This is a genomic window from Streptomyces canus, assembly GCF_030815415.1.
GTDB lineage: Bacteria > Actinomycetota > Actinomycetes > Streptomycetales > Streptomycetaceae > Streptomyces > Streptomyces canus_F.
The window spans coordinates 1361363-1386998 of sequence record NZ_JAUSWW010000001.1 but is presented as its reverse complement, the minus strand read 5'-3'; the positions used below and the strand labels follow the sequence as shown (position 1 = coordinate 1386998).

Here is a 25636-nt window from a genome sequence, read left to right as displayed (position 1 = left end):
ATCACGGAAACGGCTGTGACGATCCCGAGGGTGCCGGACACGAACGGAACATGAGCGACGACGACAACTTCGCCGCTGCCTATCGCGAGCACTACTGGGCGGTCAGCCGCTATGTCGCGCGGCGACTGGACGGGCGCATGAGTGACGTGGAGGAAGTGGTGGCGGAGGTCTTCACCGTCGCCTGGCGCCGCCGGACCGACCTCCCGGACTCCCCCCTGCCCTGGCTGTACGGAGTGGCACGGAACTGCCTGGCCAACGCGGTGCGCGGACAGGGGCGCCGACGGCGACTGGTGGACCGGCTGGGCAACGACGACACGGCACACGGGCGGCACATCGAGGCCGGCCCCGACGCGGAGAGCCCCGGCGCCTGGGTGCACGACGCGCTGGACCGGCTCTCCCCGGCCGACCAGGAGGTGCTGCGGCTCACGGCCTGGGAGGAACTGGACACCGACGAGGTGGCGGTCGCCCTCGGCTGCGGTCGGCGGGCCGCGTCGATGCGGCTGCACCGCGCCCGGCGCCGGCTGAGAGCCGAGATCGACCGCCTGGGCCCCACGACCGCCGCCGCCCTGAAGGAGAACGGCCATGGCTGACGAACTCGACCTCCTGCGCCGCGCCAACCCGGTGCCGACCGACGGCCCCCACTTCGGCGACGGCCCTCTCGACCACCACGCCGAGCGGCGGCTGAACCGGCTCATGCAGCAACGGACCTCCCGCCGCCCCCGGCTGCTCTGGGGCCTGGCGGCCACGGCCGTCGTCGGCGCGCTGGTCGCGGCCCTGCTGTTCACCGACCAGACCACCGCGCCGGCGGTCGCCGCGCCCCGGCCGCTCGTGGTGCGGGCCGACTCCACTCCCGTATCCCTTCAGACCCTGGCGGCGCGGGCGCGGGCGGCCGACAGTTCGCCCGGGCTCCGCAAGGGCACTCATGTGAAGTCGTGGAGCCTCGGCATGAGCGAGGACAAGCCTCCGATCACCTACCCGGAGGAGCGCATCGTGCGGTGGAACGCCGACGACAGTCACACGGTGATCGTCGACGACGGCCACGACCGCACCACGCAGACCTATCCGCCCAGTTGGAGCGACGCCCCGCCGCAGTCGCGGCCCCCGCACGACGTCGCCCGCCTGCGCGCCTACCTCCAGGAAGCCACGTACACCGACACCGCACTGGACACCGGGCAGCTCCTCGACGGCGTCCGGGTGCTCCTCGACACCTGGCACCTCGGTGCCCGTGAGTCCGCGACGGTGGCCGAGACGCTGGCGGACGCCAAGGGGCTCAAGCCAGTCGGACAGGTCACCGACCGGCTCGGGCGGCGCGGACAGGCGTATGTGTACCAGCAGTCGGCCACCCGCCGGATGCTGATCATGGACCCGGCCACCGGCGCCGTACTCGGCCTGGAGACCACCTTCACGAAGGCGGATCCCGAGTACGGCGTCAAGGCCGGAGACGTCATGGACTACAGCGCCTGGACGCGCTGATTCAGACCCCGAGCTGCCGGGCCGCCGCGTCGACCGTCTGCTCCAGCAGCGTGGCGATCGTCATCGGACCGACGCCGCCCGGCACCGGGGTGATCAGCGAGGCCCGCTCCACGGCGGAGTCGAAGTCGACGTCGCCGACGTTCCCCTCGTTGTAGCCGGCGTCGAGCACGACGGCGCCGGGCTTGATGTCCTGGCCCTTGATGAGCCGCGCCCGGCCCACGGCGGCGACGACGATGTCCGCCTCGCGGACGGCCGCGGACAGGTCCGCCGTCCGTGAGTGGCAGTACGTCACCGTCGCGTCGCGCGCGAGCAGCAGCATCCCGGCCGGCTTGCCGAGGATCGCGCTGCGGCCGACGACCACGGCCCGCTTGCCGGACGGGTCGACGCCGTACTCGTCGAGCAGCCGCATGATCCCGCCGGGCGTGCACGACACAAAGCCCGGCAGGCCGAAGCTCATCGACGCGAACGAGGCGAAGGTGACGCCGTCGACGTCCTTCTCGGGCGCGATCGCTTCGAACGCGGCCCGCTCGTCGATGTGCTCGCCCATCGGATGCTGGAGCAGGATGCCGTGCACGGCGGGATCGGCGGAGAGCGCCTCGAGCGTGCCCACCAGTTCCCCGGTCGTGGTCGCCGCGGGCAGCTCCACATGCCGGGAGGCGATACCGGCCTTGCGGCAGCGGTTCTGCTTCATCCGGACGTACGTCACGGAGGCGGGGTCCTCGCCGACCAGTACGGTCGCGAGACACGGTGTGCCGCCGGTGCGTTCGGTGAGGTCGGCGGCGCGCTTGCCGGTCTCCTCCACGATCCGCCGGGCGAGCGCCGTGCCGTCAATGAGCCGGGCCTGAGACATGATCCACTCCTGGGCTGGTAGTCGGTTCGCCCAGGCGCACGGCATCAGGTTCTGCGGGACCGCTCCCCGGTGGTGCTCCACCTCAGCGCCAGTCACGGCCCGCCAGCAGCCTAACCGAGCCGGTGCTTCGGCCGGGGCCCCTTACGCCCTACGACGGTCAGGACCCGCTCTCCTGCGGTGGCGCCGTCGGGTCGGCTCCGGCGAGGAACCCGGTCGCCTGGGCGTGAAGGTGGCCGGCGCCGATCGCCTCGGCCCAGCGGGCGATCTCCTTCGCCAGCGCGGTCGCGCCGCCCTCGTCACCCGTGTCGCGGGCCAGCACCGCCAGCAGCATCTGCTGGGTGAGCACCCCGGGGATCATGCCCGCGCGTGCGCCCAGTGCGGTGGCCCGCTCCCAGCGCTCCAGGGCCCGCTCGTGGTCGCCGGCGTCGTGGTCGTGGTCACCGAGGTGCCGCAGCGCCTCGCGGACCAGCAGGTCGTCGCCCGAGCCCCCGGCTCGCAGGGCGGCCTCGTAGTGGGCGGGCGCCGCGCCGCGCTCGCCGAAGAGGTTGTCGGCGATCAGCCCCAGGTACATCGAGGCCCAGCCCCGCCGCACCTCGTCGGGGGCGGCCTCGCGCAGGTCGTGCCCGCGGCGCCGGATCGCCACGAGTGCCGCCGGGTCCTTGCCCTCGGCGCCGTGCCGGGACGTGCCGTCGGGGCGGAACAGCCGCAGATAGTCATGGCGCAGCCGTACGAAGTCCAGGTCCCAGTCGTCGCCCGGTGATTCCTTCTCCGCCTGCTCGATGCGGGCGGAGGTGAGCCGCGTACCGCCGAACCAGTCGCTCTCCAGGGCGACTTCGGCCGCCGCCAGGGCGAGGCGGGCGCGGTCCTCGGGAGCGTCGCACGTCGTCGCGTCCAACAGGCGCAGCGCCCGGTCCCACCGTCCCGCCAGCGACAAGTCCCGTGCGGAGGCGAGGAGTTCGTCGAGTTCGACGAATGTGCTCGTGGTGTTCGTCATGACAGGGGAAGGTAGTGAGATGGAAAACCATCCACAAGAAAATCACTGCGCGGAGCAGTTGACGCAGGACTCGGTCGACCGGCACGTCGCGCAGTGGTCGAAGGAACTCGCCTGGATGGACCCGGTCAAGGAAGCGATCTATGTGCGGCTGGCGAAACTCGCCCGGCACGCGTCCCAGGCGCGTCGCGACGCCCTCGACTCCGACGGGCTGCGGCACTGGCAGTACAAGGTGCTGCTGACGCTGCGCCGGCACGGTCCGCCCTACACAGCGAGCCCCTCGGAGCTCGCCGACCGGCTCGGGCTGACCCGGGGCGCCCTGTCGGCGCGGCTGGCGCCGCTGGAGGAGGCCGGGCTGATCGGCCGCACGCACGAGAGTGCCGACCGGCGAAGGGTGCTGGTCCGGCTCACCGACGCCGGATACGCCGCCTTCGAACAGCATGCGGCGGCGGAGGAAGCGGACGAGGTCGCGCTGCTCGCAGCACTGACCGCAGAAGAGCAACGGACGCTAGCCGACCTGTTGCGGAAACTGGTCGTGGCCGCGGAGAGCGGACCGGACGGGCACGCACCGCGAAGGTCCAGGTCAGCCGAGTCGTGATCTGGACCTTCGGCAGGCGTCTCCTTACTCGTCCCATGCCTGGATCATGATCTGTTCGGCGATCTTGCCGTCGCGCAGCGTGATCATCGACTCGGACAGGACACGCACCCCGTCCGAGTAGCGGCAGGACTCGCTGAAGGCGGCGGTTTCGCCGTCCATGACGCAGTGCTCCAGCTTGTGCGTCATGTCGCGGCTGTAGACGTCCTCGAGGAGTTCGCCGATCTCGTCACGGCCGTGCAGGACCCTCGGGCTGCTGGGCTGGGTGTTGCGGTCCACGACGCGCAGTTCCGCGTCGTCCGCGTAGAGCGACAGCAGATTCGCCGCCGTGTTTCCTTCGATGCTCCGGCGCAGTGTCTCGGTGTTGAACGCGGTGCCCATGATTGACCTCCGGTGAGGCCCGCGGTCGAACGGGAGCGGGCCGCGAGGGCCTCTCCTTCGAGACTCCTCCGCCCCGCCGGGCTCGGCAAGCGCAACGGCGACACTCCGCCTGACGGGCGAGCGACGCCCGGTGCCCGTGCCCGGCGCGGGCACCGCCGACGTTGCTGAAAACATGATCTCCACTCGGCGTATCGCCGCCGTCGTCGGTCTCGCCGTCGGTGTCACCGGTCTCGCCGCCCCGCTGGCTAGCGCGGCCCCCGAGGACAAGGGCGCCGCCCCCCTGAGCCCGATGGCCACGCTCGACTCGCTCACCGTGAGCGACCTGCCCGCCGAGTACAAGGACGCGCTCCCGCGGCCCTCCGCGCAGCCGGCGGAGCTGAACAAGCTCAACGACCTCCAGGAGCTGACCCAGGTGACCGACCTGGCCGCCCCCGTCACCCAGCTGCTGCCAGGCATCCAGTACTGATCGACACGCGTACGACCGCACCGAGGGCCGCCCGGCCACAGAAAGCCAGCACAGCCGGGCGGCCCTTGACATTGTTGCCGGGTGAACAGAGCATGCGCTTAGAAATGAATCTTGGTTCACGTGGCGAACAAAGAGGTCCGCATCATGCCCATCACCCGCGAACTGTTCATCGGCGGCAAGGACGAGCCCGCCGCCTCCGGCCGTAGGGCGGAGGACGTCAACCCCTACACGGGCGAGGTGTATGCGACCGTCGCGGCCGCGGGCACCGAGGACGTACGGCGGGCCGTGGACGCGGCCGAGGCGGCGTTCCCCGAGTGGGCCGCGCTGGCCCCGTTCGCCCGGCGCGCGATCCTGCTGAAGGCCGCCGACCTCCTCGACGGCAAGGGCGACCAGGTCGCCGAACTGATGGCCCACGAGGCAGGCGGAACCCGGCCGTGGGCGCACTTCAACGTCTACCTCGCCGCGAACATGCTGCGCGAGGCCGCCGCCGCCGTGACGGCCCCGCGCGGCGAGGTTCTCACCGCCCAGGAGCAGGGCGCGCTGGGCCTCGCGGTCCGCGAACCGGTCGGCGTCGTCGCGGCGTTCGCGCCGTGGAACGCTCCCGTCATCCTCGGCGTACGGGCGGTCGCGGCGCCGCTGGCCGCCGGCAACACCGTCGTCGTCAAGGCGAGCGAGGACGCGCCGATCGCCTGCGCCCTGTTCGTGGCCGACGTGCTGCGCGAGGCCGGGCTGCCGGACGGGGTGCTCAACGTCGTCACCAACGCCCGAGAGGACGCGGCCGAGATCGCCGAGGCGCTGATCGCCGACGAGCGCGTCCGCGCGGTGAACTTCACCGGCTCCACCAACGTGGGCCGGATCATCGGCGAGCACGCGGCCCGTCATCTCAAGCCCGCCGTACTGGAGTTGGGCGGCAAGAACTCCGTCATCGTGCTCGACGACGCGGACGTCGACTACGCCGTGGACGCCGTCACCTTCAGCGTGTTCATGAACGCCGGACAGATCTGCATGTCCGGCGACCGGATCCTCGTCCACGAGTCGCTGGCCGAGGAGTTCACCCGGAAGTTCACCGCCAAGACGGCCTCGCTCCAGGCCGGTGACCCGAACCACCCGCACACCGTGGTCGGCCCGCTCGTCGCCGCCTCCGCCGCGCAGCGCGTGGCCGCTCTGGTCGAGGACGCCGTCGCCAAGGGCGCGAAGGTCCTCACCGGCGGCGGGAAGCCCGACGGAGCGGTGCACCCGGCGACCGTGCTCACCGATGTGCCGAAGGACGCCGAGATCTACCACGCCGAGGCCTTCGGGCCGGTGTGCGTGGTCGAGACGTTCTCCGACGACGACACCGCCGTGGCCGTCGCCAACGACACGGAGAACGGTCTGACCTGCGGCATCATCACCGAGAACGCCACCCACGGACTGGCCGTCGCCCGCGGTGTCCGAACCGGCATCGTGCACATCAACGACCAGTCGGTGGCCGACGAGCCGCAGGCCCCCTTCGGTGGCTTCAAGGCCTCCGGATACGGCCGCTTCGGCGGACGCTGGGGCATCGAGGCCTTCTCCAACACCCGCTGGGTGACCATCGCCACCCAGCAGGCGCACTACCCCTTCTAGGGGCCTGTGGTGACCTCCGGCCCGGCATCCAGGAAGTGGAAGCCGGGCCGCGGGTGCATCAGGAAGTCGTGGTGGGAGATGTTCCACGCGTAGGCACCCGCCAGCGCGAACACCACCCGGTCGCCGGCCCGCAGCCCCGCTGCGGGGACCCGGCGGGCGAGGACGTCCTTCGGCGTGCACAACTGCCCTGCCAGCGTGACGTGTTCGTCCTCTGCCGCCGGTCGTGGCCACGGGTGCGGCCAGCCGTCCACCGTCAGCACCGAGCAGGGCTGGTCGTGGCCCTTCGTCGCCGGGGTCCGCAGATGGTGGGTGCCGCCCCGGACCACGCCGAACTCCTCGCCGTGGCTGCGCTTCACGTCCAGCACCTCCGTGGCGTACCAGCCGCAGTACGCCGTCAGCGCCCGCCCCGGCTCGATGCGCAGCGTCAACCCCGGGTGCGCCGCGGTGAGTCGGGCGAGCCCCTCGCCGTACGCGGCCCAGTCGAAGCGTCGGTCCGGGTCCGCGTAGTCGACGTGCATACCGCCGCCGACATTGACCTCCGCGACCGGGACCCCGAGCCCGGTGGCCCAGGCCACGATCGCCTCGGCCACCGCGAGCTGCTCCGGGGCTTCGAGACCGCTGGCCAAGTGAGCGTGGACGCCCCGCAGTTCGAGGTTCGGGTAGGTGCCGTCCGTGAGCGCGCGGACCACCTCCAGCGCCTGCTCCGGGTCCATGCCGAACGGGGTCGGACGCCCGCCCATCGCCAGTGAACTGCCCGCCAGCGAACCGTCGGACAGGGCGAGGTTGACCCGCGCCAGCACCGCGACCCGCCGCCCTGCCCGCCGCGCCAGCTCGCCCAGCATCCGCAGCTCGTACACGCTCTCGACGTGGAAGCGCTCGACCCCCTGCTCCAGAGCGGCCGTCACCTCGTCCGGCGTCTTGCCGGGGCCGCCGAAAGCCAGCGGACGCCCCGGCACCGCCTTGGCCACATGGGCGAGTTCACCACCCGAGGAGACCTCGTAGCCGTCCACGTACGGACCGAGCGCGGCGAGGATCTCCGGCTCGGGGTTGGCCTTGGCGGCGTAGTACAGCTCGACCCGCTCGGGGAAAGCGGACCGAACGGCAGCCGCGTGTGTCCGCAGCGCCACCAAGTCGTAGAGGTACGCGGGTAGTTCGGCCGACGTGAGGGCGAGGGAGCGGTCGTGGACGGCAGGCGTCATCGGGTGCTCCCGGTCAGGATGTCCTCGGCGAGCGGGGACGGCAGACGGACGTAACCGGCCTCGCGGTCGGCCTTGCGCTCCCAGCGAGTGAGCAGGTTCGCCTTCGCGGGCAGCGGTACACCGGCGAGCAGGGCGGAGAGGCGGGGCGGGCAGCCGCTCCGGTCGGCGTACGACCGGAGCGTCGAGCGGACCCGGCCCCACAGCTCGGCCTCCGTCTCGGGGTGCAGATCGGCCAGGGCCGCGAGCAGCTCCGCGATGTGGTTGACCAGGAGGCAGTAGACGACCCGGTCCCAGCCGCGCTGCGCGTCGTACGTCATCGGACCCGCGACCTCGGGCGGCAGCGCCGCGAGGGTGTCGGCGTGGTGCTCGGGGACGAGCTTGGTGCCCTCCAGATCACGGAAGAGCACCTGGGCGGGCATGCCGTCGCCGTCCACGCACACCAGGACGTTCTGGAGGTGGGGTTCGAGGACCAGACCGTGGTCGAAGTAGGCGGCCAGGACCGGCGGGACGAGCAGATCGAGGTACGCCGACCACCAGTCGAGGGCCGCCGGTGCGCCGGCCCCGTCGAGCAGACGGGAGATGTGGGCGCCGCTGCTCGGGTACTCGTCGGCGACGGCGGCGGCCAGCAGGGCGGTGGTGCCGGGCGCGAGCCTCTCGGGCAGCCCTTCGCGGACGATCACGCCGAAGCCCTCGAACAGCGCCTGATCCGGACTGCCGTCGGGTCCTGGCAGGGCGAGCGTGCGGTAGGCGGGCTCGCGCAGCACCGCGCTGCCGGGGAAGCGTTCGGCGAGGTCGGCCAGGGCCGGGGCCAGGACACGGGTCAGGGCGACGGCACCGGACAGCTCGTAACTGCTGTTCTTACGCAGGCAGTTGGTGATCCGCACGTTCAGGCTGAACTTGAGGAAGGTCGCTCCGTCGTAGAGCGTGCGCACGGACGCCGTCGCCGCGAAGGGCTGCCCGCCCGGACCGAGGTCGAGGACATCGCCGCTCGCGAGCGCCGCGCTCAGCACCGGGTGGTCGCGGAGTGTGTCGTACTGCCAGGGGTGGGCGGGCAGCAGACGGTATCCGGCCGGGACATCGGCTCGCAGCCGGTCCAGGGCGGCGGTGGCCGACGGCTCGGCGGCCTCCTCGGCGATCAGATGTTCCCGTACCGCGAGGTGCCGCAGCGGGAAAGCGGCCCCCGCCTCCGGCGCGTACGCCGACCAGGCGCACGGGTCGCCGGTGCGGGCCTTGGGGGTGGGATGGAAGCGGTGGCCGAAGAACAGGGACTGCTCGGAGGCCAGGTACGGGTCGCTGTTCCGCGAGGCGCCGGTCGCGGTGAGAGCGGTCGTCACGGCCTCGTGGCTGGAGGCGATCTGCTCCAGGAACTCCTCGTTGCGCACACCGGTCCGCAGCGACAGCTCGTCGTGCGTGTACTGCGCGAGGCGGCGCCAGTCCAGCTCCGCCCAGTCGCCGTCGCGCTGCTCCTGCACGAGGCCGGTGAACCGGTGCGCGCCGAGCAGTGAGGTGCGGCGCAGGGGCACGCGGAGCAGCACACCGCGGCGGGGCAGCCGCAGGAGGAGCCGGCCGTCGGTGACCACGCTCTGGTGCTCGGGCCCGGAGACCTCGCGCAGCAGACAGTTCAGCAGCGTGTGGGCCACCACGTCGTCGGCGGTGGGCAGGTCGGTGCGCGCGGGGGAGCGAAGCGAGATGGGGGTACCCCCGGACGAAGTCTGGGGTACGGCGAGGGAGGGCATCAGCGGCTCCAGCGGGGGGTCATGGAGGGGAGGAGGGTCGCCACGGCGGTGACGGCGGCAGCGGCGGCACCGGTCAGCACCGGGGCGGCGGGGCCGAAGCGGACGCTGCCGGCGGCCGCGGCGAGACCGGCGGCGACCGCGCCGGCCTTGGAGAAGAACTCCAGCGAGCCGAACAGCCCGCCGGGCGCCCGGCCCTGGGCGCAGTCCGCCGCGAGCACCTGCAGACACACCAGGCCGAGCGTGAGGCCCGCACCGAGCAGCAGCCGTACGGCGATCAGCGCGGGCAGCGAGTCGACGACGCCGTGTCCGGCGAGACCGAGGGCGATGAGGACGAAGCCGAGCACGATCCCGGTCTTGGGACGGCTGCGGAACCTGGAGTGCACGGCCAGCGCCGCCACCAGGTAGCACAGGTGGGGGAGGGCGAAGAGCACCCCGGACAGGGTCGGGGAGGTGCCCGGCAGCCGGTCGTCGACCAGGGCGATGAGGTAGGGGAAGGAGATGACGGTGGAGAAGACGAAGGCGAACTCGAGTGCGTAGAGCGCCTTGAGCGACATCACCGGGGGTGTGTGGTCCGCGGTGGCGGTCTGGCTCGTGGTGCGGGCGGCCGGCGCCGGTTCGGGCAGGGCGGCCAGCAGCAGCGCGGCCGTGAGGGGGAGTACGGCGAGGAGCGCGTACTGGCGGTGCGGTGACAGCCAGCCGGACAGCGCGCCGACCACGATCGGGGCGAAGACCAGGGCCGCCCGGGCGCTGCCCTGCATCAGGGTGAGCGCCTTGGACAGGGCCGGGCCCTCCAGGGCCGCGCCCAGATAGCCGTTGGAGGCGGCGAAGGTGCCGCCCAGGACCCCCTGGAGGACGAGCGCGACCGTGAAAGTGGCCAGCGAGTCGGCCCACCCGGCGAGCAGGAACGCCACGGCGAGCCCCAACTGGGCGCGCAGCAGCAGCCGTTTGCGGCCGTAGCGGTCGGCGAGCCGTCCCCACATCGGGGCCGCGATGCCCCCGAACACGGTCGGGACGACATAGAGCACGCCCGCCCAGCGGGCGTCGCGGTCGCCCAGCCCCGGCAGGATCTCGGTGAGGTACGGCGGCAGGCCCAGGGCCGCGAAGGACGCCACGAAATAGCAGGCGGCCACCGCGTGCACCTGACCGCGCCCGGAGGTGGACCGCGGGATCCGCAGGGCCCCGGCGCTCATGCCGAACCCCCTTGTCGCAGCAGGTAGTTGGGTCCGGTCGTGTAGTGCTTGTTGATGTCGGCCGCGCCGGACCGCTCCTTGGACAGCAGTGAGCCGGCCGTGACCATCGCCTTCACCGGCAGCCGTGGCGCGTCCAGCACCCGCTCGCGCAGGACGGCGGCCGCGTCCCCGCCGAGCCGGTCCACGGCTTCGGCCAGCCGGTCGCGTACGAGATCGAGCAGAGCCCGCCGGTGCCGGGGGAGGCCGAACACGTAGGCGCCCGCGCACAGATGGACCGTGATGGTGGCGAACAGGTCGGCGACCGGCCCGTCCCCGGAGACATAGGTCCGTGCGTCGTCGAAGCCCCACGGGCCGGGAAGCACCGCGCCGAGCCGCTGCGTGTTGACGCGGGGCCCGTCGTTGTCCTTGAACAGCAGCCGCAGACTGCCGGGCCGCAGGACCAGCGAGATGTTCTGCTGATGCGACTCCAGACCGATGCCGTACCCGAACAGTGTGGTCTGCCAGTCGAACAGCAGGGTCAGGAAGGCGTCCAGCAGGGCCAGCGGGTCGCCGCCGTAGAACCGGTCGGCCAGGTGGTCCACGACCAGCCGCCCGTCCGGGGCGTTGGCGAGCAGGGCGGCCAGCGGTACCACCTCGGCGCCGTCCAGGTCGGCCGGGAAGCGCCGGCACAGGACGGCCAGCATCTCGTGCCCGGCATGGGCGTACGTCGCCTCGTCCGCGTGCAGGATCGTGCCGTGGAACCGGGGCTCCCGGGCGATCACGGCCTCCAGCAGCCGCTGTCCGGCAGCGCCGTCCACGAGCGTGCCGGGCTTGACGGTCCGCTTGTTGCGCAGTCCCAGCGTCGCCGTGGCCAGCGGGAGTTTGAGATGCACCGACGGGTTCACGGCCACCGTGCGCATCGACAGCGTCGGTACGACCTCCAGATGGGCCCGCTCGGCGAACACCGCTCCGTCCGGGAGCCCGGCGTCGAGCAGGGCGTCGACCGTCAACGGATGCACCGGCAGGACCACATGCGTGCCCTCCGACCCGGCGAGACCGAGCTGCCGGGGTGTGGGCCAGAAGTCGGGGAGCGTGCCGGTCAGGGTGACGGTCTCCCGGCGCAGGGCGATCCAGCGCAGCGCGAAACGCGGGTGGAACTCCGGTGCGTAGGCCTGAAGTTGCAGCTCGCTGAGGCCGGAGCGGCCGCGCGCGGTCGGGTAGACCGGATGGTCGAGCCGGGCGGCGAGGGTGTCGTACGCCAGCGAGGGCCACCGCGCCGAGTCACTGCCGAGCCTCCCCTCGACCTCGGTCCGGGTGGCCGTGTGCAGTCGCAGGGTGGCCAGGGTCTGCCGGCACTCCTCGGCGAAGGCGTCGTACCCGCCTCGGTCCTCGGGGTCGGCGAGTGTGCGCAGGGCGGCCAGGACGGTGTCGTAGGAGGTGAGCTCGGCGCCGTCCGACTCACGGACGAGCAGGGGCAGCCGGGCGGCGTACTCGCACTGGAAGCCGTCCTCGACGACGGGCAGGAGCAGTGCGTCGCCCTCGGCCGGCAGCCGCAGCCAGGGGCCGTCCGGCCGGTGCAGGGGCGTGCTGCCGGTGCGCAGCCCCACCACGTCCTCGCGGAGCAGGGCGCTGAGCACGCGCGTGAGCAGTTCCTCCTCGCAGGTGTCGGTCGTCGCGGTCGTCGCCCTCGTCGCGGGCGTCACGGCTGGATATCCCAGCGCAGACCGGCCAGGAAGTCCGCCGCCACCCGGTCCACCGTCGGCTGGTCGGTGCCCGTGGCGCGCAGTACGCCGAGGTAGTCGCGGTTGGTGCCGTACAGCGCGTGCCGCTCGCCCGTCGCGCGCAGCGGTCGGTACGTCAAGTGGACGCCGTCGAGGGTGAGTTCTGTGGCCGTGGGGGCGTCGGTGAGGGAGCCGGGGCGCTCGGCGCAGGGGTAGTCCAGGCGGGCGGCGCCGTCGCGGCGGGCGCCCAGGTCCGCGGGGAGCGGCTCACCCAGGTGGGCTTGGAGGATGTGCTCGAAGAGCGGGATCTCCAGCAGCCGGGCCAGCAGCAGGTCGCACTGGTCGCCGATGGCACGGTAGTTGACCTCGATGAGCCTCGCCCGGCCCTCGTGCACCACGAACTCGGTGTGACAGGCGCCGAACCCGACGCCGAGCGCGTCCAGTTGGGCGAGGACCTGCTCGACGACCGGCTCGGGGTGGGCCGGTACGAAGGTGAGGCGTTCCTCGATGAAGTACGGCGGCGGCGACAGCTCGGTGTGGAAGCCGCCCAGGACGTGCCGGGTCTTCCCGTCGCCCAGCGTCTCCAGGGTGTGGAGCTCGCCGGGGAGGTACTCCTCGACGACCAGGACGGTGCCGGGGCGCCGGTCGAAGATCTCCTTGGACCGGGTCACCAGATCCTCGGCGGTGTCGACGAGGACGACGTCCTCGCTGGCCACACCCTCGCGCGGCTTGACGACACAGGGGTACGGGGCGTCCGGCAGGGCGGTCGGTCCGGTGAGCTCGGTCGACCAGACCGTGTCCAGGCCCGCGTCGGCGAGGCGGCGGCGCATCTCGGCCTTGTCCTTGCAGCGCAGGGTCGCCCGCCAGTCCTTGCCGGGGAGCCCGAAGTAGGCGGCGGCCAGGGCGGCTTGGGTCTGGAGATGGTCGCTGTTGGTGAAGACCGCGTCGGGGCGGTGGTGGGTGGAGATACGGGTGACGACGGCCCGGAAGTCGCGGACGTCGCACGGAAGGATCTCGATGTCCGGGTAGCTCGCGCGGTGGGCGTCGGGCTGGTCGGTGAGGACGGTGACGTCCAGTCCCAGGCGGGCGGCCGCGGGCAGAAAGCCTTCGGTGACGGAGTCGGTCGGGTTGAGGGCGAGCAGGTACAGACGCATGGGTGCTGTGAACTTCCGCTAGCGGGTGGGGGGTTGAAGGGGCGGGCCGGGGCCATGGCTGCGGCCCGCCCCGGTCCAGCGGGAGTTACTTGGCGGGAAGTGGCACACCGGTGGCCTTGGCCACGTCCGCGAGCATCTGCTCGGCGGCCTGGACACCGATGCCGGACATCCACGTCTCGTCCGGGACCTCGAAGACCTTGCCGTCCTGCACGGCGGGCAGGGACTTCCACACCGGGTTCGACGTGACCTGCTTCTTCTGCGTCTTGTCGTCCACGTCCGCGGAGGTGACGAAGACCAGGTCGGCGTCGGCCTGGTCGATCTGCTCGGGGCTGACGTCCTTCATGGTGACCTCGGGGTCGTTCGAGACCTGCGAGGAGGGCCTCTTGAAGCCGATGTCGTTCAGGACCACACCGCTGTAGGAGTTGGACTGGTACAGACGGGTCGGACCGGCGATGAAGCGGACCACGGACGCGGTCGGCATGGTGCCGCCGTCCTTCTTCCTGATGGCCTCACCCAGCGCCTTGGCCCGCGTCTCGTATTCCGTCAACTTGTCCGTGGCCTCCTTCTCCAGACCCAACGCCTCGGCGTGGACCTTCAGGTTCTCCTTCCAGACACCGCCCGTGGTCTCGGTGAAGACGGTCGGGGCGATGGCGCTGAGCTTGTCGTAGACCTTCTCGTGCCGGACCTTGGAGGACAGGATCAGATCGGGCTTGAGCGAGGCGATCTTCTCCAGGTTGGGCTCCAGGAGCGGGCCGACATCGGCGGTGTTCTTCAACTCGCCCTTCAGGTACGTCGGGAAGCCGCCCTCCGTCTTGAAGTGCGGGGCGACCGCACCGACCGGGTCGATGCCGAGCAGCGTCACGTCGTCCAGCTCGCCGGTGTCGAGCACGACGACGCGCTTCGGCTGGGAGGGGATCTTGACGTCGCCCATGGCGGTCTTGAGGGTGCGCGGGAAGGCGCCGCCCGCATCGGCGGCGGGCTTCGCGGAGGCGGAGTCCTCGGATTCCGAGCCGCAGGCGACCAGTACGGCGGTACCGAGTGTCACGGTCAGCAGGGAGGCCAGAATCCGGCGGATTCCGGGCATGGCGGAGCGGTGGGACATGGGGGGTTGGTTCTTCCTGTAGGAGTGGATCAGGCGGTGGCGGCGGAGCGCCGCACCGCGCTGCTTCTCGGGACCACCAGCGGGGTGCCGGTCTCCGGGTCGGGGATGACCCGGCAGGCCACGTCGAACACGGACTTCACCAGCTCCGCGTCGAGGACGTCCGCCGGGGCTCCGGCGGCGGCGAGCCGGCCGTCCTTGAGGACCACCATGTGGTCCGCGTAGCGGGCGGCCTGTCCGAGGTCGTGCAGCACCATCACCACGGTGCGGCCCGCCTCGGCGTGCAGGGCGGCCACCAGGTCGAGTACGTCGAGCTGGTGCCGCAGATCGAGGAAGGTCGTGGGCTCGTCGAGCAGCAGCAGCTCGGTGTCCTGGGCCAACGCCAGGGCGATCCAGGCGCGTTGCCGCTGACCGCCGGAGAGCTGGTCCACCGGCTGATCGCGCAGGGACGTGGTCCCGGTGCGCTCCAGCGCCTCGTCCACCGCCTGCTGATCGGCGGCCGACCAGGGGCTCAGCAGCCGCTGATGCGGATAGCGGCCCAGCCGTACGAGCGCCTCGACGGTGATCGCCTCGGGTGTGACCGGCTGCTGCGGCAGCAGACCCATGCGCAGGGCCAGGGACTTCGCGGGCATGCGGTGGATGTCGGAGCCGTCGAGGGTGACGGTGCCGGCGGCCGGGGCCAGCAGCCGGCTCAGTCCGCGCAACAGGGTGGACTTGCCGCAGGCGTTGGGGCCGACGATGGCGGTGACGGCTCCGCCGGGAAGGGTGAGGTCGAGGCCGCCGACGACCAGCCGGTCGCCGTACCGGAGGTCGAGGCGCTGCGTCGAGAGCTGGTTGGCGGTGGTCATGCGCGGCTCCTGTACGGCGGTCTTGAGCGGGTCCTGGGCCGTCTTCTGTACGCCGGTCATGCGTGGCTCCTCTTCACGGGCGAGCTCTGCCGGAACATCAGCACCAGCAGCCAGGGCGCGCCGAGCGTGGCGGTGACCGCGCCCACCGGCAGCCCTTCGATCGGCAGCAGGTGCTGCACCACCAGGTCGGAGGCGAGCAGCAGCACCGCCCCGGTGAGGCCGGCCAGCGCGAGCGAGACGGCGGTGGGCGGCCCGGTGACGAACCGCACGATGTGCGGCACCGCGAGCGCCACGAACGTCACCGGACCGGCGAGCGCGGCGGCGAGCGAGGCCAGCACGACCGCGAGGACGAGCAGGTGGAGGCGTGCGGTGGAGGTGTTGAGGCCCAGGGCGCCCGCGGAGTCGTCCCCGAGGTCGAGCACGGCCAGCCGGCGGTGCAGTACGAAGGCGGCGGAGAGCGCGAGCACCATGGCGCCGCCCGCTCCCCACACCTCCGTCCACGTCCGCCCGTACACCGAACCCGTGGTCCACTGCAGCGCCGATCCGGCCAGTTCGGCCGGGAAGCGCACGATCATCAGGTTCACGGCGGCGGCGAGCCCCGCCTGGACGGCGAGCCCGGTGAGCACCAGGCGGGTGACGGCGAGCCCGGATCCCCAGGCGAACACGCCCAGCAGCAGGGCCGCGAGAAGACCTCCGCCGAGTGCTCCGAGCGGGACCAGCGTCTGGGAGGCCCCGGCGGCGATCAGCGCGACCGCGCCGAGCGAGGCCCCGCCGGTCACCCCCATGACGTCCGGGGAGGCCAGGGGGTTGCGGAACAGCCGTTGCAGCACGCAGCCCGCCACGCCGAGCCCGGCGCCGCCGACGATGGCCGCCACCGACCGGGGCGCCCGGAACTCCTGCACCACGAGGACGTCTCCCGCGTCGCCGAACCCGGCCAGGGCACGCAGCGCCGTGGCGGCGGGGATCCGCATCTCACCGGTCGTCAGGGAGACGGTGAGCAGCACGGACAGCGCGACGAGACCGGAGACGGCGAAGACGAGAACGCGCACACGGGTCCTGGACCGGTTCACCGGGTCGCCACCTTCCGGGCCAGCAGCGCCAGCAGGGGGGCGCCCAGGAACGCGGTCACGATGCCGACCTCCAGTTCCGAGGGACGGATCACCATGCGGCCGAGCACATCGGCGGCGAGCAGCAGCAGTGGACCGGCGACCAGACAGCCGGGCACCAGCAGTCGGTGGTCGCCGCCGAGCAGCGGGCGTACGAGATGGGGCGCCGCGAGCCCGATGAAGGCGATCGGTCCGGCGACCGCGACCGCCGAACCGGCGAGCAGGACGACCGCGATGCCGCCGGCCAACCGGATGCGGGTCACCGGGACGCCGAGGGCCTGCGCCGAATCGTCGCCCAGGGCAAGGGCGTTGAGGGCGGGGGCGACGGCCAGCGCGATGACGATGCCGAGCAGCAGGGTCGGCAGGACCGGCCACAGGGTGTCGAGGGGGCGTCCGGACAGGGAGCCGGCGAGCCAGAAGCGGGCCTCGTCGAGCGTGCGCTGGTTCAGCAGCATGACCGCGGACGTCCAGGACAGCAGCACGAGTTGGAGCACGGTGCCGCCGAGGGCGAGCCGTACGGGATCGATGTCCCCGGCGCGGCGGGCCAGCGCCTGTGCGAAGACCGCGGCGGCCGCGGCTCCGGCGAACGCGAACCACACGTACTCCACCGGGTCGTTGAGCTTCAGGGCGTAGATCGCGACGACGACCGCGAAGCCCGCGCCCGCGTTGATGCCGAGGGTGGTGGGGGAGGCGAGCGGGTTGCGGGTGATGCCCTGGGCGACGGCCCCGGCGGCACCGAGCGCGGCACCGACCGCGAGGCCGATGACGGTGCGCGGGAGCCGCAGCCCGGTCACGACGAGGGCGTCGCGCCCGTGGGCGTGGCCGAACAGAGCGTCGGTCACGGTGGACAGGGGGATCGAGCGGGCGCCGAGGGCGAGGCTCAGGGCGGTGCAGAGGGTCAGGGCCGCGAGGCCGGTGAGGAAGAGCGGTATGTGCCTGAAGGCACGAAAGGACACACCTGTGGGGGGTGCGCCCCGATGGGTCGCAGTCACGAGGCGTGAGCTTAGGTGAGGCTTGCTTTAGTTTTCAACTGGCTGTGCAATTCCTTTGAGTTGGCTCGACGTGTGGCTCCCTTGATCAAGCTAAGGTAAGCCTTGCCTACCAGTCATCTCCTGAAAACCCCCGCACCTGGAGCACGTCGATGTCCCTGGCCCTCAAGACCACGCCGGACGGTGCCGTCTCCCGAGCCCTCGGTGACGTCTACCGACGGCTGGCCGGCATCTGCGAAGCGCTGGACGCGAGAGTCGCCGACAGTGGCGGCGTGGGCGTGACGGCCGACCGGTTGGCGTCGGACCGGTCCGTGCTGGACGCGTTCGTCGAAGCCGAGGCGGCCCGCATCCGTGACCGCTACGGAGTCGCCGTACGCCCGGACGTCGCCGCCTCCCGCGCCCTGCACGGCTACGCCTGGTCCGTCGGTGTGCTCATGGGCGGCACCTGGTACCTCGAGCGGAGGGTGCCCCGCATCCGCCCCGAGGACCTGCGTCTCGACCTCGCCTCGGGGACGTACGAGATCACACCCGGCACCGAACTCGCCTGTCTGCCCGGCGACCCCGTGGCCGCGCTCCCCGGCGTCCTGATGCTCCCTCAGGAGGACCAGTTGCGCGCCCAGTTGCGCATGTCCCTCGCCGAGCACATGCGCCCCCTGCTCGCCGCCCTCGGCCCTGTCGCGCGCCGCCGGTCACGCGCCCTGTGGGGGATGGTCTCCGACGACCTCGTCTCCGCCCTCTGGTACCTGGGCCGGATGCTGGGCCAGGAGGGCGCCGCGATCAGGGCCGCCACCGAGGTGCTGCCGATCCCCGTGCCCCCCTATCCCAGCGGCGCCGACTTCCGCCATCTGGTGGGCGACGACGGCACCCGCCACGCAACCCGCACCCGCACCGGCTGCTGCATGTTCTACGCGATCCGCCCGGCCGAGGCCTGCTCCACATGCCCGCGCACCGGTGACGCGGAGCGGCTGCGGAGACTGGAGACCTCATAGCCGTCCGGCTTGTCGCGGTGAGGGGTCAACGGGCCACACGGTCGAGGCGGTCCGGCAGGTCGAAGACCGTGTCCAGCCGATGACGAGGCGGGACGGACGCCGTGTCCCGCGGATCGATCAGGAGCGCCTCCATGCCCATGCGGCGCGGACCGGCGTAGTCGGCCTCGTAGGAATCGCCGATGAACCACACGTCCTGGGCGGGGACGCCGAGGTGACGCATCGCCGCCCGATAGATGTCCGGGTGGGGCTTGCGCCGGCCCACGTCCACGGAGAGGACGACGGCGTCCATGGCGTCGAGGACTCCCATCGCGGCCAGTTGCTCGGGCACCATGGTCGGGCTGTGCGTGTTCGACACCACCGCCAGCCGGAACTCCGAGCTCAACGCCTTGAGCAGGACGTCGACTCCGGCGGGGTGGCGCACCGCGGCACTCCACTCGGCGAGGTAGGCCGCGACGAACGCCTCCACCTGTCCGGGCGACGGTTTCTGCGGCAGTGCCTCGCGCAGGAACGCGGTCGCGACGTCGGTCATGGAGAACTCGCGGTCGTCGACCGCACTGTCCTGGTCGAACCGGGCGGAGGCGGCGGACCAGGCGTCGAGGAACCGCTCGTAACCCCACTCCCCGCCGAACTCGCGCAGCAACGCGTGGGAGCGCTGATAGCCCTGTTCCGTCCGGCTCGGCGAATAGTCGACGAGCGTGCCGAAGAAATCGAACAGAAGGTGCGTGGGACGGCGCGGGATCATCCGAGGATCCTGCCAGACCCCCTGCGCGGCAGGCCCGTTCAGCCCGCCGTCGCCAGGAACTGCGTGGCCGCCAGCTCCGCGTACAGCGGGTCCGCGGCCACCAGTTCCCGATGTGTCCCCACCGCCCGCACCCGCCCCGCGTCCATGACCACGATCCGGTCGGCCATCGTCACCGTGGACAGCCGGTGGGCGACGACCAGCACGGTCGTCGTCCGGGCGACATCGGCGACCGTGTCGCGCAGCGCGGCCTCGTTCACGGCGTCCAGCTGCGAGGTGGCCTCGTCGAGGAGGAGCAGACGGGGCCGGCGCAGCAGGGCGCGGGCGATGGCGACGCGCTGGCGTTCGCCGCCCGAGAGCCTGGTGCCGCGGTGACCGACGAGCGTGTCGACTCCGCCGGGCAGACGGGCCACCAGGCCGTCCAGACGGGTTGTCTTCAGGACCCGTGCCAATGCCGCGTCGTCCGCGTCCGGGTTGCCCAGCAGCAGATTGTCGCGCAGCGAACCCGACAGCACCGGCGCGTCCTGCTCGACATAGCCGATCGCCGAACGCAGCTGCGGCAACTCCCAGTCGGCGAGGTCGCGGTCGTCCAGCGTGATCGTCCCGGACTCCGGGTCGTAGAACCGCTCGATGAGGGAGAAGACCGTCGTCTTCCCGGCACCGGACGGACCGACGAACGCCGTCATGCCCTGGGCGGGCACGGAGAAGGTCACTCCGTGGTGGACGTAGGGGAGGTCGTCGGCGTAGCGGAACCGTACCTCGGTGAAGCCGACGGCGGCGGGCTCCGCGCCGGCCGCGGGCAACGGGGCGGGCGCACCGGCGGGTTCGGCGGGCAGCCGCAGGGCCTCCTGGATCCGGGCGAGGGCCGCGGCGCCCGTCTGGTACTGGGTGATCGCGCCGACGACCTGCTGGATCGGCGACATCAGATAGAAGACGTACAGCAGGAACGCCACCAGCGTGCCGACGTCGATCGACCCGGTCGCCACCCGCGCCCCGCCCACCGCGAGCACCGTGATGAAGGCGATCTGCATCGCCAGCCCCGCCGTGTTGCCCGCGGCCGCCGACCACTTGGCGGCCCGCACGCTCTGCCGCCACGACTCCTCGGCGGCCGCGTGCAGCGTACGTTCCTCCCGGTGTTCCGCGCCGGACGCCTTCACCGTGCGCAGCGCGCCGAGTATCCGCTCCAGCGCGGCCCCCATCACGCCGACCGCGTCCTGAGCCTGCCTGCTGGCCTTGTTGATGCGCGGCACGATCACCCCGAGGATCGTGCCCGCGCCCGCGATGACGGCCAGGGTGACAGCCAGCAGCACCGGATCGACCAGCCCCATCATGACCACCGTCGCCACCAGCGTGAGCCCGCCGGTGCCGAGGCCGACCAGGGAGTCGGTGGTGACCTCGCGCAGCAGCGTGGTGTCCGAGGTGATGCGGGCCATCAGGTCGCCCGGTTCGCTGCGGTCCACGGCCGTGATGCGCAGCCGCAGCAGGTACGACGACAGCGAGCGCCGCGCACCGAGCACGACCGACTCGGCGGTGCGCCGCAGCACGTACGAACCCAGCCCGCCCACCGCCGCGTTGGCCACCACCAGGCCGGACATGACGAGCAACGCGCCCGTGATGGTGCGGTCGTGGGAGAGGTCGTCGATCAACTCCCGTGCCACGAGCGGCAGCAGCAGTCCGGTGGCGCCCGTGACCAGCGAGAGCAGGGCGCCCGCCAGCAGGGCCCAGCGGTGGGGTCGGACGTATCCGAGGAGCAGCCGCCAGGTGGGCGGGGATTGCTCGGTCGCGGCGATGCTCACGGCGCTCCTTGCGGGTCGGGCGGAGCCTTCAGGCTACGTCCGTCTCCTTGCGCAGGGCTCGCCAATTCCGTGGCACGGAGAGGAGCAGGGGACGGCCGGCCCCGCGGGGCAGACAGGCGTCGAGCATGCCGGTCAGGACCTCGCCCGGGCCCAGCTCGACGTAGGTGGTCGTGCCCTCGGCGTGCAGCCGGGCGACCGCGTCCGCGAAGCGGACGGGTCGGCGCAGGGCGCGTACCCAGTAGCCGGGTTCGGTGGCCGCCCTGGTGACCGGCTCGGCGGTGGTGTCGGACAGCAGCGGGATACGGGGGACATGGAGCTCCATCGTGAGCAGGACGCGGTGGTAGTCGGCGAGCAGGGGCTCGAAGAGCGGGGAGTGGGGAGCCGCGGCCACGCGCAGCACATGGGTGCGACGGCCGCGGGCCGACCACCGCGCGCACACCGCCGTCACCGCCTCGCGATCCCCGGCCACGACGACGGACCGGGGCCCGTTGACCGCCGCGACCACCGCGCCCGGCCCCAGGCGCAGCTCCTGCGGCCCCGCCTCCACCGCGGCCATGCAGCCACCCTCCGGCAGGGTCCGCACCAGCCGCGACAGCGTGCCGACCGCACGACAGGCGTCGGCCAGCGAGAACACCCCCGCCGCGTGGGCCGCCGCCATGTGCCCGGTCGAGTACCCGAACAGCACGTCGGGGCGCAGCCCCTGGCTCTCCAGCAGCCGGTACTGGGCGACCTGGAGCGCGAAGATCGCCGGAAGGCCGTACGCGACCCGGTCCAGCAGCGCCGCGGTGCGCGTCCCGGCCGGGGCGAACATCACGTCCCGCAGGGGCAGGTCCAGGTAGGGGGTGAGCAGGCCGCACACCTCGTCGAGGGTCTCGGCGAACACCGGTGACGTGGCGTGGAGTTCGCGCCCCATCCGCGGCTGCTGCGAACCGGCCGCCGAGAACAGGAACGCGGTCCGGCCGCGCGGCACCCGCACCGGGACGTCGGCCATCGGCGGGTCCGCCAGCCGCGCGAGCACCTCCTCGGCCGACCGGCACACCACGATCCGCTCCAGATCCCCGGGACGCAGGAACCCCTCGTCCCCGGCGTGCTCCAGGAAGGACAGCAGCGGACGGTAGAAACCGGACGGATCGAGCAGGAGACACGGTTTGCGGTGCAGGCCCAACTGGGCCCAGGACAACGCCTCGAGAAGCTCCTCCGCCGTGCCCAGACCGCCCGGCAGCGCCACGAACGCGTCACCCGACTCGGCCATCCGCGCCTTGCGTTCGTGGAGGTCCGCGACCACTTCGAGCTCGGTGAGCCCGGTGTGGGTGATCTCGTACGGCAGCATCGCGCGCGGTACGACCCCGGTCACGGAGCCGCCCGCGCCCAGCGCCCCGTCCGCGACGGCGCCCATCAGACCGGTGCGGGCGCCGCCGTAGACCAGTCGTATCCCGGCCTTGCCCAGGGCGCGGCCCAGGTCGGCAGCGGCGTGCAGAGGGGCGGAGCGGTGTCCGGCGGACGCACCGCAGAAGACGGTGACGGCACTCACGCCCACAGTCCGTACCCCCTGGTCAGGATGTGTCGCGGGTCGTACCGCTCCTTGACACGGGCGAAGCCCGCCCCAGTCGGGGCCGAAATAGACCCGCCAGTCCTCGGACGTCATCGGCAGCGCGCTGACGGGATGGAGGACCCCGCCCACGGCTCTGGCCCGCTCGTACAGGCCGCGATTGGCGGCCACCATGCGCTGTACGGTGCCCGGATCGGTGGGCGGTGCGGTGCGCATCAGGGAGAGCAGGCACAGGAGTTCGCCGGGCGGCCTGCGCAGCAGCGGCGCCCGGAGCACACTCCCGCGGAGCGGACGCAACTGCACCACGCCGCAGCACCTGAGACCCTGCTGGCCGGCCTCGGCCAGCACCGCCGGGACGAAGGCCGCGGCCGCCGTCTCAGGGAGCAGCAGCGTGAGCCAGGGATGCGGGCGGTCCCACTCGCCCGTGGCGCGCAGCAGCCGTTCGTCGCGGTCGAGGCGGTGCAGATACCCGGCGTACGACAGATCCTCGATCTCCTCGGTGTCCCGGTCGTGGTCCAGGTCACCGATCAGCAGGTCGTCTCCGGTCGGCAGGTGGTCTCCGGTCAACAGGCCGTCGGCGCGGGGGAGTCCACCGTCGTGCGGAGTCACCGCCTCGATCATGTACCGCCAGGTGCCGCCGAGCGCCGGGCGTGCCTGGCCCGCGACATGGCTGAACCGGCCGTCGCGGGCCAGCCTGCGCTGGTCCGTGAAGAACCCGGCGGGATCCTCGTGAAAGAGGCGGTAGCGGCGGACGCGTACCGGCGCGGGCACCAGCCGGAGGGTGGCCCGCACGATCAGGGCACACTGGCCGAGTCCCGCCAGGACCGCGCCGAACAGGTCCGGATGCCGCTCGGGCGAACAGGTCAGCCGCTCGCCGGCGCCGGTGACCACCTCCAGCTCCCGCACCCAGTCGGCGACCAGCCCGCGACGGTGGCTCGACCCGCCGAACCCGCCCGTGCTCAGCACCCCGCCGACGCCGGCGCCCAGATGGTCGGGGAGCACCGGCGGCGCCGGCCCCTCGGCGAGCGCGGCCCGCACGACCTCGCCCCAGGTCGCGCCCGCCCCGGCGACCAGCGTCCGGTCGCCCGGCACACAGCGCACCTCGTCGAGCCCGCCCATGTCGACGACGTGTCCGCCGTGCGCCTGGCCCTGTGTCCATGTGCCGCACCGGCTGCTGGCCCTGGGCGGTGCGGACGCCCGGGACGAGGAGGCACTGGGCCGGGCCGTCCGGGGCTTCCTGCGCTGACGGATCCGCTCCCGTGCCGCTACTGATCAGTTGCACGTAGGGTCGAGGGGACGGACACCGGCGGAAGGAAAGGTTCACCACCATGGCGCAGGAAGTTCGCGGCGTGATCGCACCGGGCAAGGACGAGCCGGTCCGGGTGGAGACGATCCTGGTGCCCGACCCCGGCCCGGGGGAAGCGGTCGTCCAGGTGCAGGCCTGCGGCGTGTGTCATACCGACCTGCACTACAAGCAGGGCGGGATCTCGGACGACTTCCCGTTCCTGCTCGGCCATGAGGCGGCGGGTGTCGTGGAGGCGGTCGGCGAGGGCGTCACCGATGTCGCCCCCGGTGACTTCGTCATCCTCAACTGGCGGGCCGTGTGCGGGAATTGCCGGGCCTGTCTGCGGGGGCGCCCGTGGTACTGCTTCAACACCCACAACGCCTCGCAGAAGATGACGCTCGCCGCGACCGGACAGGAGCTCTCGCCCGCGCTGGGAATCGGGGCGTTCGCGGAGAAGACGCTGGTCGCGGCCGGACAGTGCACCAAGGTGGACCCGAGCGTGGCGCCGCAGGTGGCCGGGCTGCTGGGGTGCGGGGTGATGGCCGGGATCGGCGCGGCCATCAACACCGGCAATGTGGGCCGGGGGGACACCGTCGCGGTGATCGGCTGCGGAGGCGTCGGGGACGCGGCGATCGCCGGTTCCCGGCTGGCGGGTGCGGCGCGGATCATCGCCGTCGACATCGACGACCGCAAGCTGGACACGGCACGTTCGATGGGCGCCACTCACACCGTGAACTCCAAGAACTCCGACCCGGTCGAGGCGATCCGCGAGCTGACGGGCGGCTTCGGCGCCGACGTCGTCATCGAGGCGGTAGGCCGTTCCGAGACGTACAAGCAGGCCTTCTACGCCCGCGACCTCGCCGGCACCGTCGTCCTGGTGGGTGTGCCCACCCCGGAGATGAAGCTGGAGCTGCCACTGCTGGATGTCTTCGGCCGCGGCGGTTCGCTGAAGTCCTCCTGGTACGGCGACTGCCTGCCCTCCCGCGACTTCCCGATGCTGATCGACCTCCACCTGCAAGGCCGCCTGGACCTCGGGGCGTTCGTGACCGAGACGATCCGGCTCGACGAGGTCGAGAAGGCCTTCGAGCGGATGCACGGCGGCGACGTCCTGCGTTCGGTGGTGGTGTTCTGATGACCGCCCGCATCGAACGCCTCGTGACGTCCGGACAGTTCAGCCTCGACGGCGGTACCTGGGACGTCGACAACAACGTGTGGATCGTCGGCGACGACCACGAGGTGATCGTCATCGACGCCGCGCACGACGCCGAGGCGATCGCCGCCGCCGTGGGGGAGCGCCGGGTGACCGCCATCGTGTGCACACACGCGCACAACGACCACATCGACGCCGCGCCCGCCCTGGCCGACCTCACCGGTGCCACCATCTGGCTGCACCCCGACGATCTGCCGCTGTGGAAGCAGACCCACCCCGACCGCGAGCCCGACGCCCACCTCCAGGACGGCCAGGTGATCGAGGCGGCCGGCGCCGACCTGCGGGTGCTGCACACCCCGGGCCACGCCCCCGGCGCGGTCTGCCTCTACGACCCCGGCCTGGCGGCGGTGTTCACCGGCGACACCCTCTTCCAGGGCGGCCCCGGTGCCACCGGCCGCTCCTTCTCGCACTTCCCCACGATCGTCGACTCGATCCGCGATCGGCTGCTCGGCCTGCCGCCGGAGACGAAGGTCCTCACCGGCCACGGTGACGCCACGACCATCGGCGCGGAGGCCCCGCACCTGGAGGAGTGGATCGCGCGCGGCCACTGACCAGGTCGCGGCGCCGCATGTCGCCGTGAAGCCGCGCGGCCGGGTGACGCCCGGGAAGATCCGGGTGACCCGGCGAAAAAGGTGACAGAAGATGTCCGGCTTACCCGGCACCGTGGAATCGACCACGAAAACACG

The 25636-nt window shown here is 72.3% G+C and carries 24 protein-coding genes and 1 riboswitch; of the genes, 9 read left to right on the top strand and 15 right to left on the bottom strand.

Annotated features, from left to right (window positions below; translation table 11 throughout):
* Positions 1 to 50: 50 nt before the first annotated feature.
* Both QF037_RS06470 and QF037_RS06465 read left to right on the top strand, forming a co-directional pair.
* Entirely contained in the window at positions 51 to 590 is a 540-nt protein-coding gene (locus QF037_RS06470; RefSeq protein WP_307022723.1) for an RNA polymerase sigma factor, read from the top strand.
* Positions 583 to 1473, top strand: coding sequence for a CU044_5270 family protein (locus tag QF037_RS06465; protein WP_307022722.1), 891 nt, complete (start codon positions 583 to 585; stop codon positions 1471 to 1473). The genes QF037_RS06470 and QF037_RS06465 overlap by 8 nt, the downstream gene beginning before the upstream one ends.
* A 1-nt stretch (position 1474) precedes the next feature.
* Here QF037_RS06465 and QF037_RS06460 read toward each other — a convergent pair whose 3' ends face one another.
* Entirely contained in the window at positions 1475 to 2323 is an 849-nt protein-coding gene (locus QF037_RS06460; RefSeq protein WP_307022720.1) for a bifunctional 5,10-methylenetetrahydrofolate dehydrogenase/5,10-methenyltetrahydrofolate cyclohydrolase, read from the bottom strand.
* A gap of 21 nt (positions 2324 to 2344) precedes the next feature.
* Positions 2345 to 2429: riboswitch (ZMP/ZTP riboswitch) on the bottom strand.
* Between the two features lie 51 nt (positions 2430 to 2480).
* Positions 2481 to 3317, bottom strand: a complete 837-nt coding sequence (locus tag QF037_RS06455) for a hypothetical protein (protein ID WP_307022718.1) — start codon at positions 3315 to 3317, stop codon at positions 2481 to 2483.
* A gap of 19 nt (positions 3318 to 3336) precedes the next feature.
* On the opposite strand from QF037_RS06455, the gene QF037_RS06450 reads away from it, so the two are divergent.
* Entirely contained in the window at positions 3337 to 3912 is a 576-nt protein-coding gene (locus QF037_RS06450; RefSeq protein ID WP_307022715.1) for a MarR family winged helix-turn-helix transcriptional regulator, read from the top strand.
* A gap of 24 nt (positions 3913 to 3936) precedes the next feature.
* On the opposite strand, the gene QF037_RS06445 is transcribed toward QF037_RS06450, so the two are convergent.
* Complete coding sequence (locus QF037_RS06445; protein WP_307022713.1) at positions 3937 to 4290, bottom strand: nuclear transport factor 2 family protein; 354 nt, start codon at positions 4288 to 4290, stop codon at positions 3937 to 3939.
* A gap of 172 nt (positions 4291 to 4462) precedes the next feature.
* Between QF037_RS06445 and QF037_RS06440 the strand changes: the two genes are divergently transcribed.
* Complete coding sequence (locus tag QF037_RS06440; RefSeq protein WP_307022711.1) at positions 4463 to 4756, top strand: hypothetical protein; 294 nt, start codon at positions 4463 to 4465, stop codon at positions 4754 to 4756.
* Between the two features lie 144 nt (positions 4757 to 4900).
* Complete coding sequence (locus tag QF037_RS06435; protein ID WP_307022709.1) at positions 4901 to 6361, top strand: aldehyde dehydrogenase family protein; 1461 nt, start codon at positions 4901 to 4903, stop codon at positions 6359 to 6361.
* On the opposite strand, the gene QF037_RS06430 is transcribed toward QF037_RS06435, so the two are convergent.
* The 9 genes from QF037_RS06430 to QF037_RS06390 form a co-directional block, all read right to left on the bottom strand.
* Positions 6358 to 7560, bottom strand: coding sequence for a type III PLP-dependent enzyme (locus QF037_RS06430; RefSeq protein WP_307022707.1), 1203 nt, complete (start codon positions 7558 to 7560; stop codon positions 6358 to 6360). The genes QF037_RS06435 and QF037_RS06430 overlap by 4 nt on opposite strands.
* On the bottom strand, positions 7557 to 9296 hold the full coding sequence (locus tag QF037_RS06425; protein ID WP_307022705.1) for an IucA/IucC family protein: 1740 nt from the start codon (positions 9294 to 9296) through the stop codon (positions 7557 to 7559). The genes QF037_RS06430 and QF037_RS06425 overlap by 4 nt, the downstream gene beginning before the upstream one ends.
* A complete protein-coding gene (locus tag QF037_RS06420) occupies positions 9296 to 10486 on the bottom strand; it encodes an MFS transporter (RefSeq protein ID WP_307022704.1) in 1191 nt (396 codons plus the stop codon). Before QF037_RS06420 ends, QF037_RS06425 begins: the two co-directional genes overlap by 1 nt.
* On the bottom strand, positions 10483 to 12183 hold the full coding sequence (locus tag QF037_RS06415; RefSeq protein WP_373463945.1) for an IucA/IucC family protein: 1701 nt from the start codon (positions 12181 to 12183) through the stop codon (positions 10483 to 10485). The genes QF037_RS06420 and QF037_RS06415 overlap by 4 nt, the downstream gene beginning before the upstream one ends.
* Entirely contained in the window at positions 12165 to 13340 is a 1176-nt protein-coding gene (locus QF037_RS06410) for an ATP-grasp domain-containing protein (protein WP_307022700.1), read from the bottom strand. Before QF037_RS06410 ends, QF037_RS06415 begins: the two co-directional genes overlap by 19 nt.
* An 85-nt stretch (positions 13341 to 13425) precedes the next feature.
* The gene (locus QF037_RS06405) at positions 13426 to 14442 is read right to left on the bottom strand and encodes an ABC transporter substrate-binding protein (RefSeq protein WP_307022698.1); all 1017 of its coding nucleotides are present in this window, start codon (positions 14440 to 14442) and stop codon (positions 13426 to 13428) included.
* Between the two features lie 29 nt (positions 14443 to 14471).
* A complete protein-coding gene (locus tag QF037_RS06400) occupies positions 14472 to 15287 on the bottom strand; it encodes an ABC transporter ATP-binding protein (RefSeq protein ID WP_307037021.1) in 816 nt (271 codons plus the stop codon).
* 56 nt (positions 15288 to 15343) lie between these two features.
* Positions 15344 to 16357, bottom strand: coding sequence for a FecCD family ABC transporter permease (locus tag QF037_RS06395; protein ID WP_307022696.1), 1014 nt, complete (start codon positions 16355 to 16357; stop codon positions 15344 to 15346).
* Positions 16354 to 17349: a FecCD family ABC transporter permease gene (locus QF037_RS06390; protein WP_307022694.1), complete on the bottom strand. Its 996-nt coding sequence runs from the start codon at positions 17347 to 17349 to the stop codon at positions 16354 to 16356. The genes QF037_RS06395 and QF037_RS06390 overlap by 4 nt, the downstream gene beginning before the upstream one ends.
* Before the next feature lie 185 nt (positions 17350 to 17534).
* Between QF037_RS06390 and QF037_RS06385 the strand changes: the two genes are divergently transcribed.
* Positions 17535 to 18371, top strand: a complete 837-nt coding sequence (locus QF037_RS06385) for a (2Fe-2S)-binding protein (RefSeq protein ID WP_307022693.1) — start codon at positions 17535 to 17537, stop codon at positions 18369 to 18371.
* A 25-nt stretch (positions 18372 to 18396) separates the two neighbouring features.
* Here the strand turns inward: QF037_RS06385 and QF037_RS06380 are convergent, their stop codons facing one another.
* Genes QF037_RS06380 through QF037_RS06370 form a run of 3 tightly spaced genes read right to left on the bottom strand, consistent with a single transcriptional unit; the run spans position 18397 to position 23574 of the window.
* The gene (locus QF037_RS06380) at positions 18397 to 19113 is read right to left on the bottom strand and encodes an HAD family hydrolase (protein ID WP_307022691.1); all 717 of its coding nucleotides are present in this window, start codon (positions 19111 to 19113) and stop codon (positions 18397 to 18399) included.
* Between the two features lie 38 nt (positions 19114 to 19151).
* The gene (locus QF037_RS06375; RefSeq protein WP_307022690.1) at positions 19152 to 20906 is read right to left on the bottom strand and encodes an ABC transporter ATP-binding protein; all 1755 of its coding nucleotides are present in this window, start codon (positions 20904 to 20906) and stop codon (positions 19152 to 19154) included.
* Positions 20907 to 20934: 28 nt separating this feature from the next.
* On the bottom strand, positions 20935 to 23574 hold the full coding sequence (locus QF037_RS06370; protein ID WP_307022689.1) for a TIGR00730 family Rossman fold protein: 2640 nt from the start codon (positions 23572 to 23574) through the stop codon (positions 20935 to 20937).
* On the opposite strand from QF037_RS06370, the gene QF037_RS06365 reads away from it, so the two are divergent.
* From QF037_RS06365 to QF037_RS06355, 3 genes are all read left to right on the top strand, one after another.
* Entirely contained in the window at positions 23573 to 23701 is a 129-nt protein-coding gene (locus QF037_RS06365; protein WP_307022687.1) for a hypothetical protein, read from the top strand. The genes QF037_RS06370 and QF037_RS06365 overlap by 2 nt on opposite strands.
* An 82-nt stretch (positions 23702 to 23783) precedes the next feature.
* Positions 23784 to 24872 (top strand): S-(hydroxymethyl)mycothiol dehydrogenase, encoded by a 1089-nt coding sequence (locus QF037_RS06360; RefSeq protein WP_307022685.1) that lies wholly within the window; start codon positions 23784 to 23786, stop codon positions 24870 to 24872.
* Positions 24872 to 25501, top strand: a complete 630-nt coding sequence (locus tag QF037_RS06355; protein ID WP_307022683.1) for an MBL fold metallo-hydrolase — start codon at positions 24872 to 24874, stop codon at positions 25499 to 25501. Before QF037_RS06360 ends, QF037_RS06355 begins: the two co-directional genes overlap by 1 nt.
* Positions 25502 to 25636: the final 135 nt, after the last annotated feature.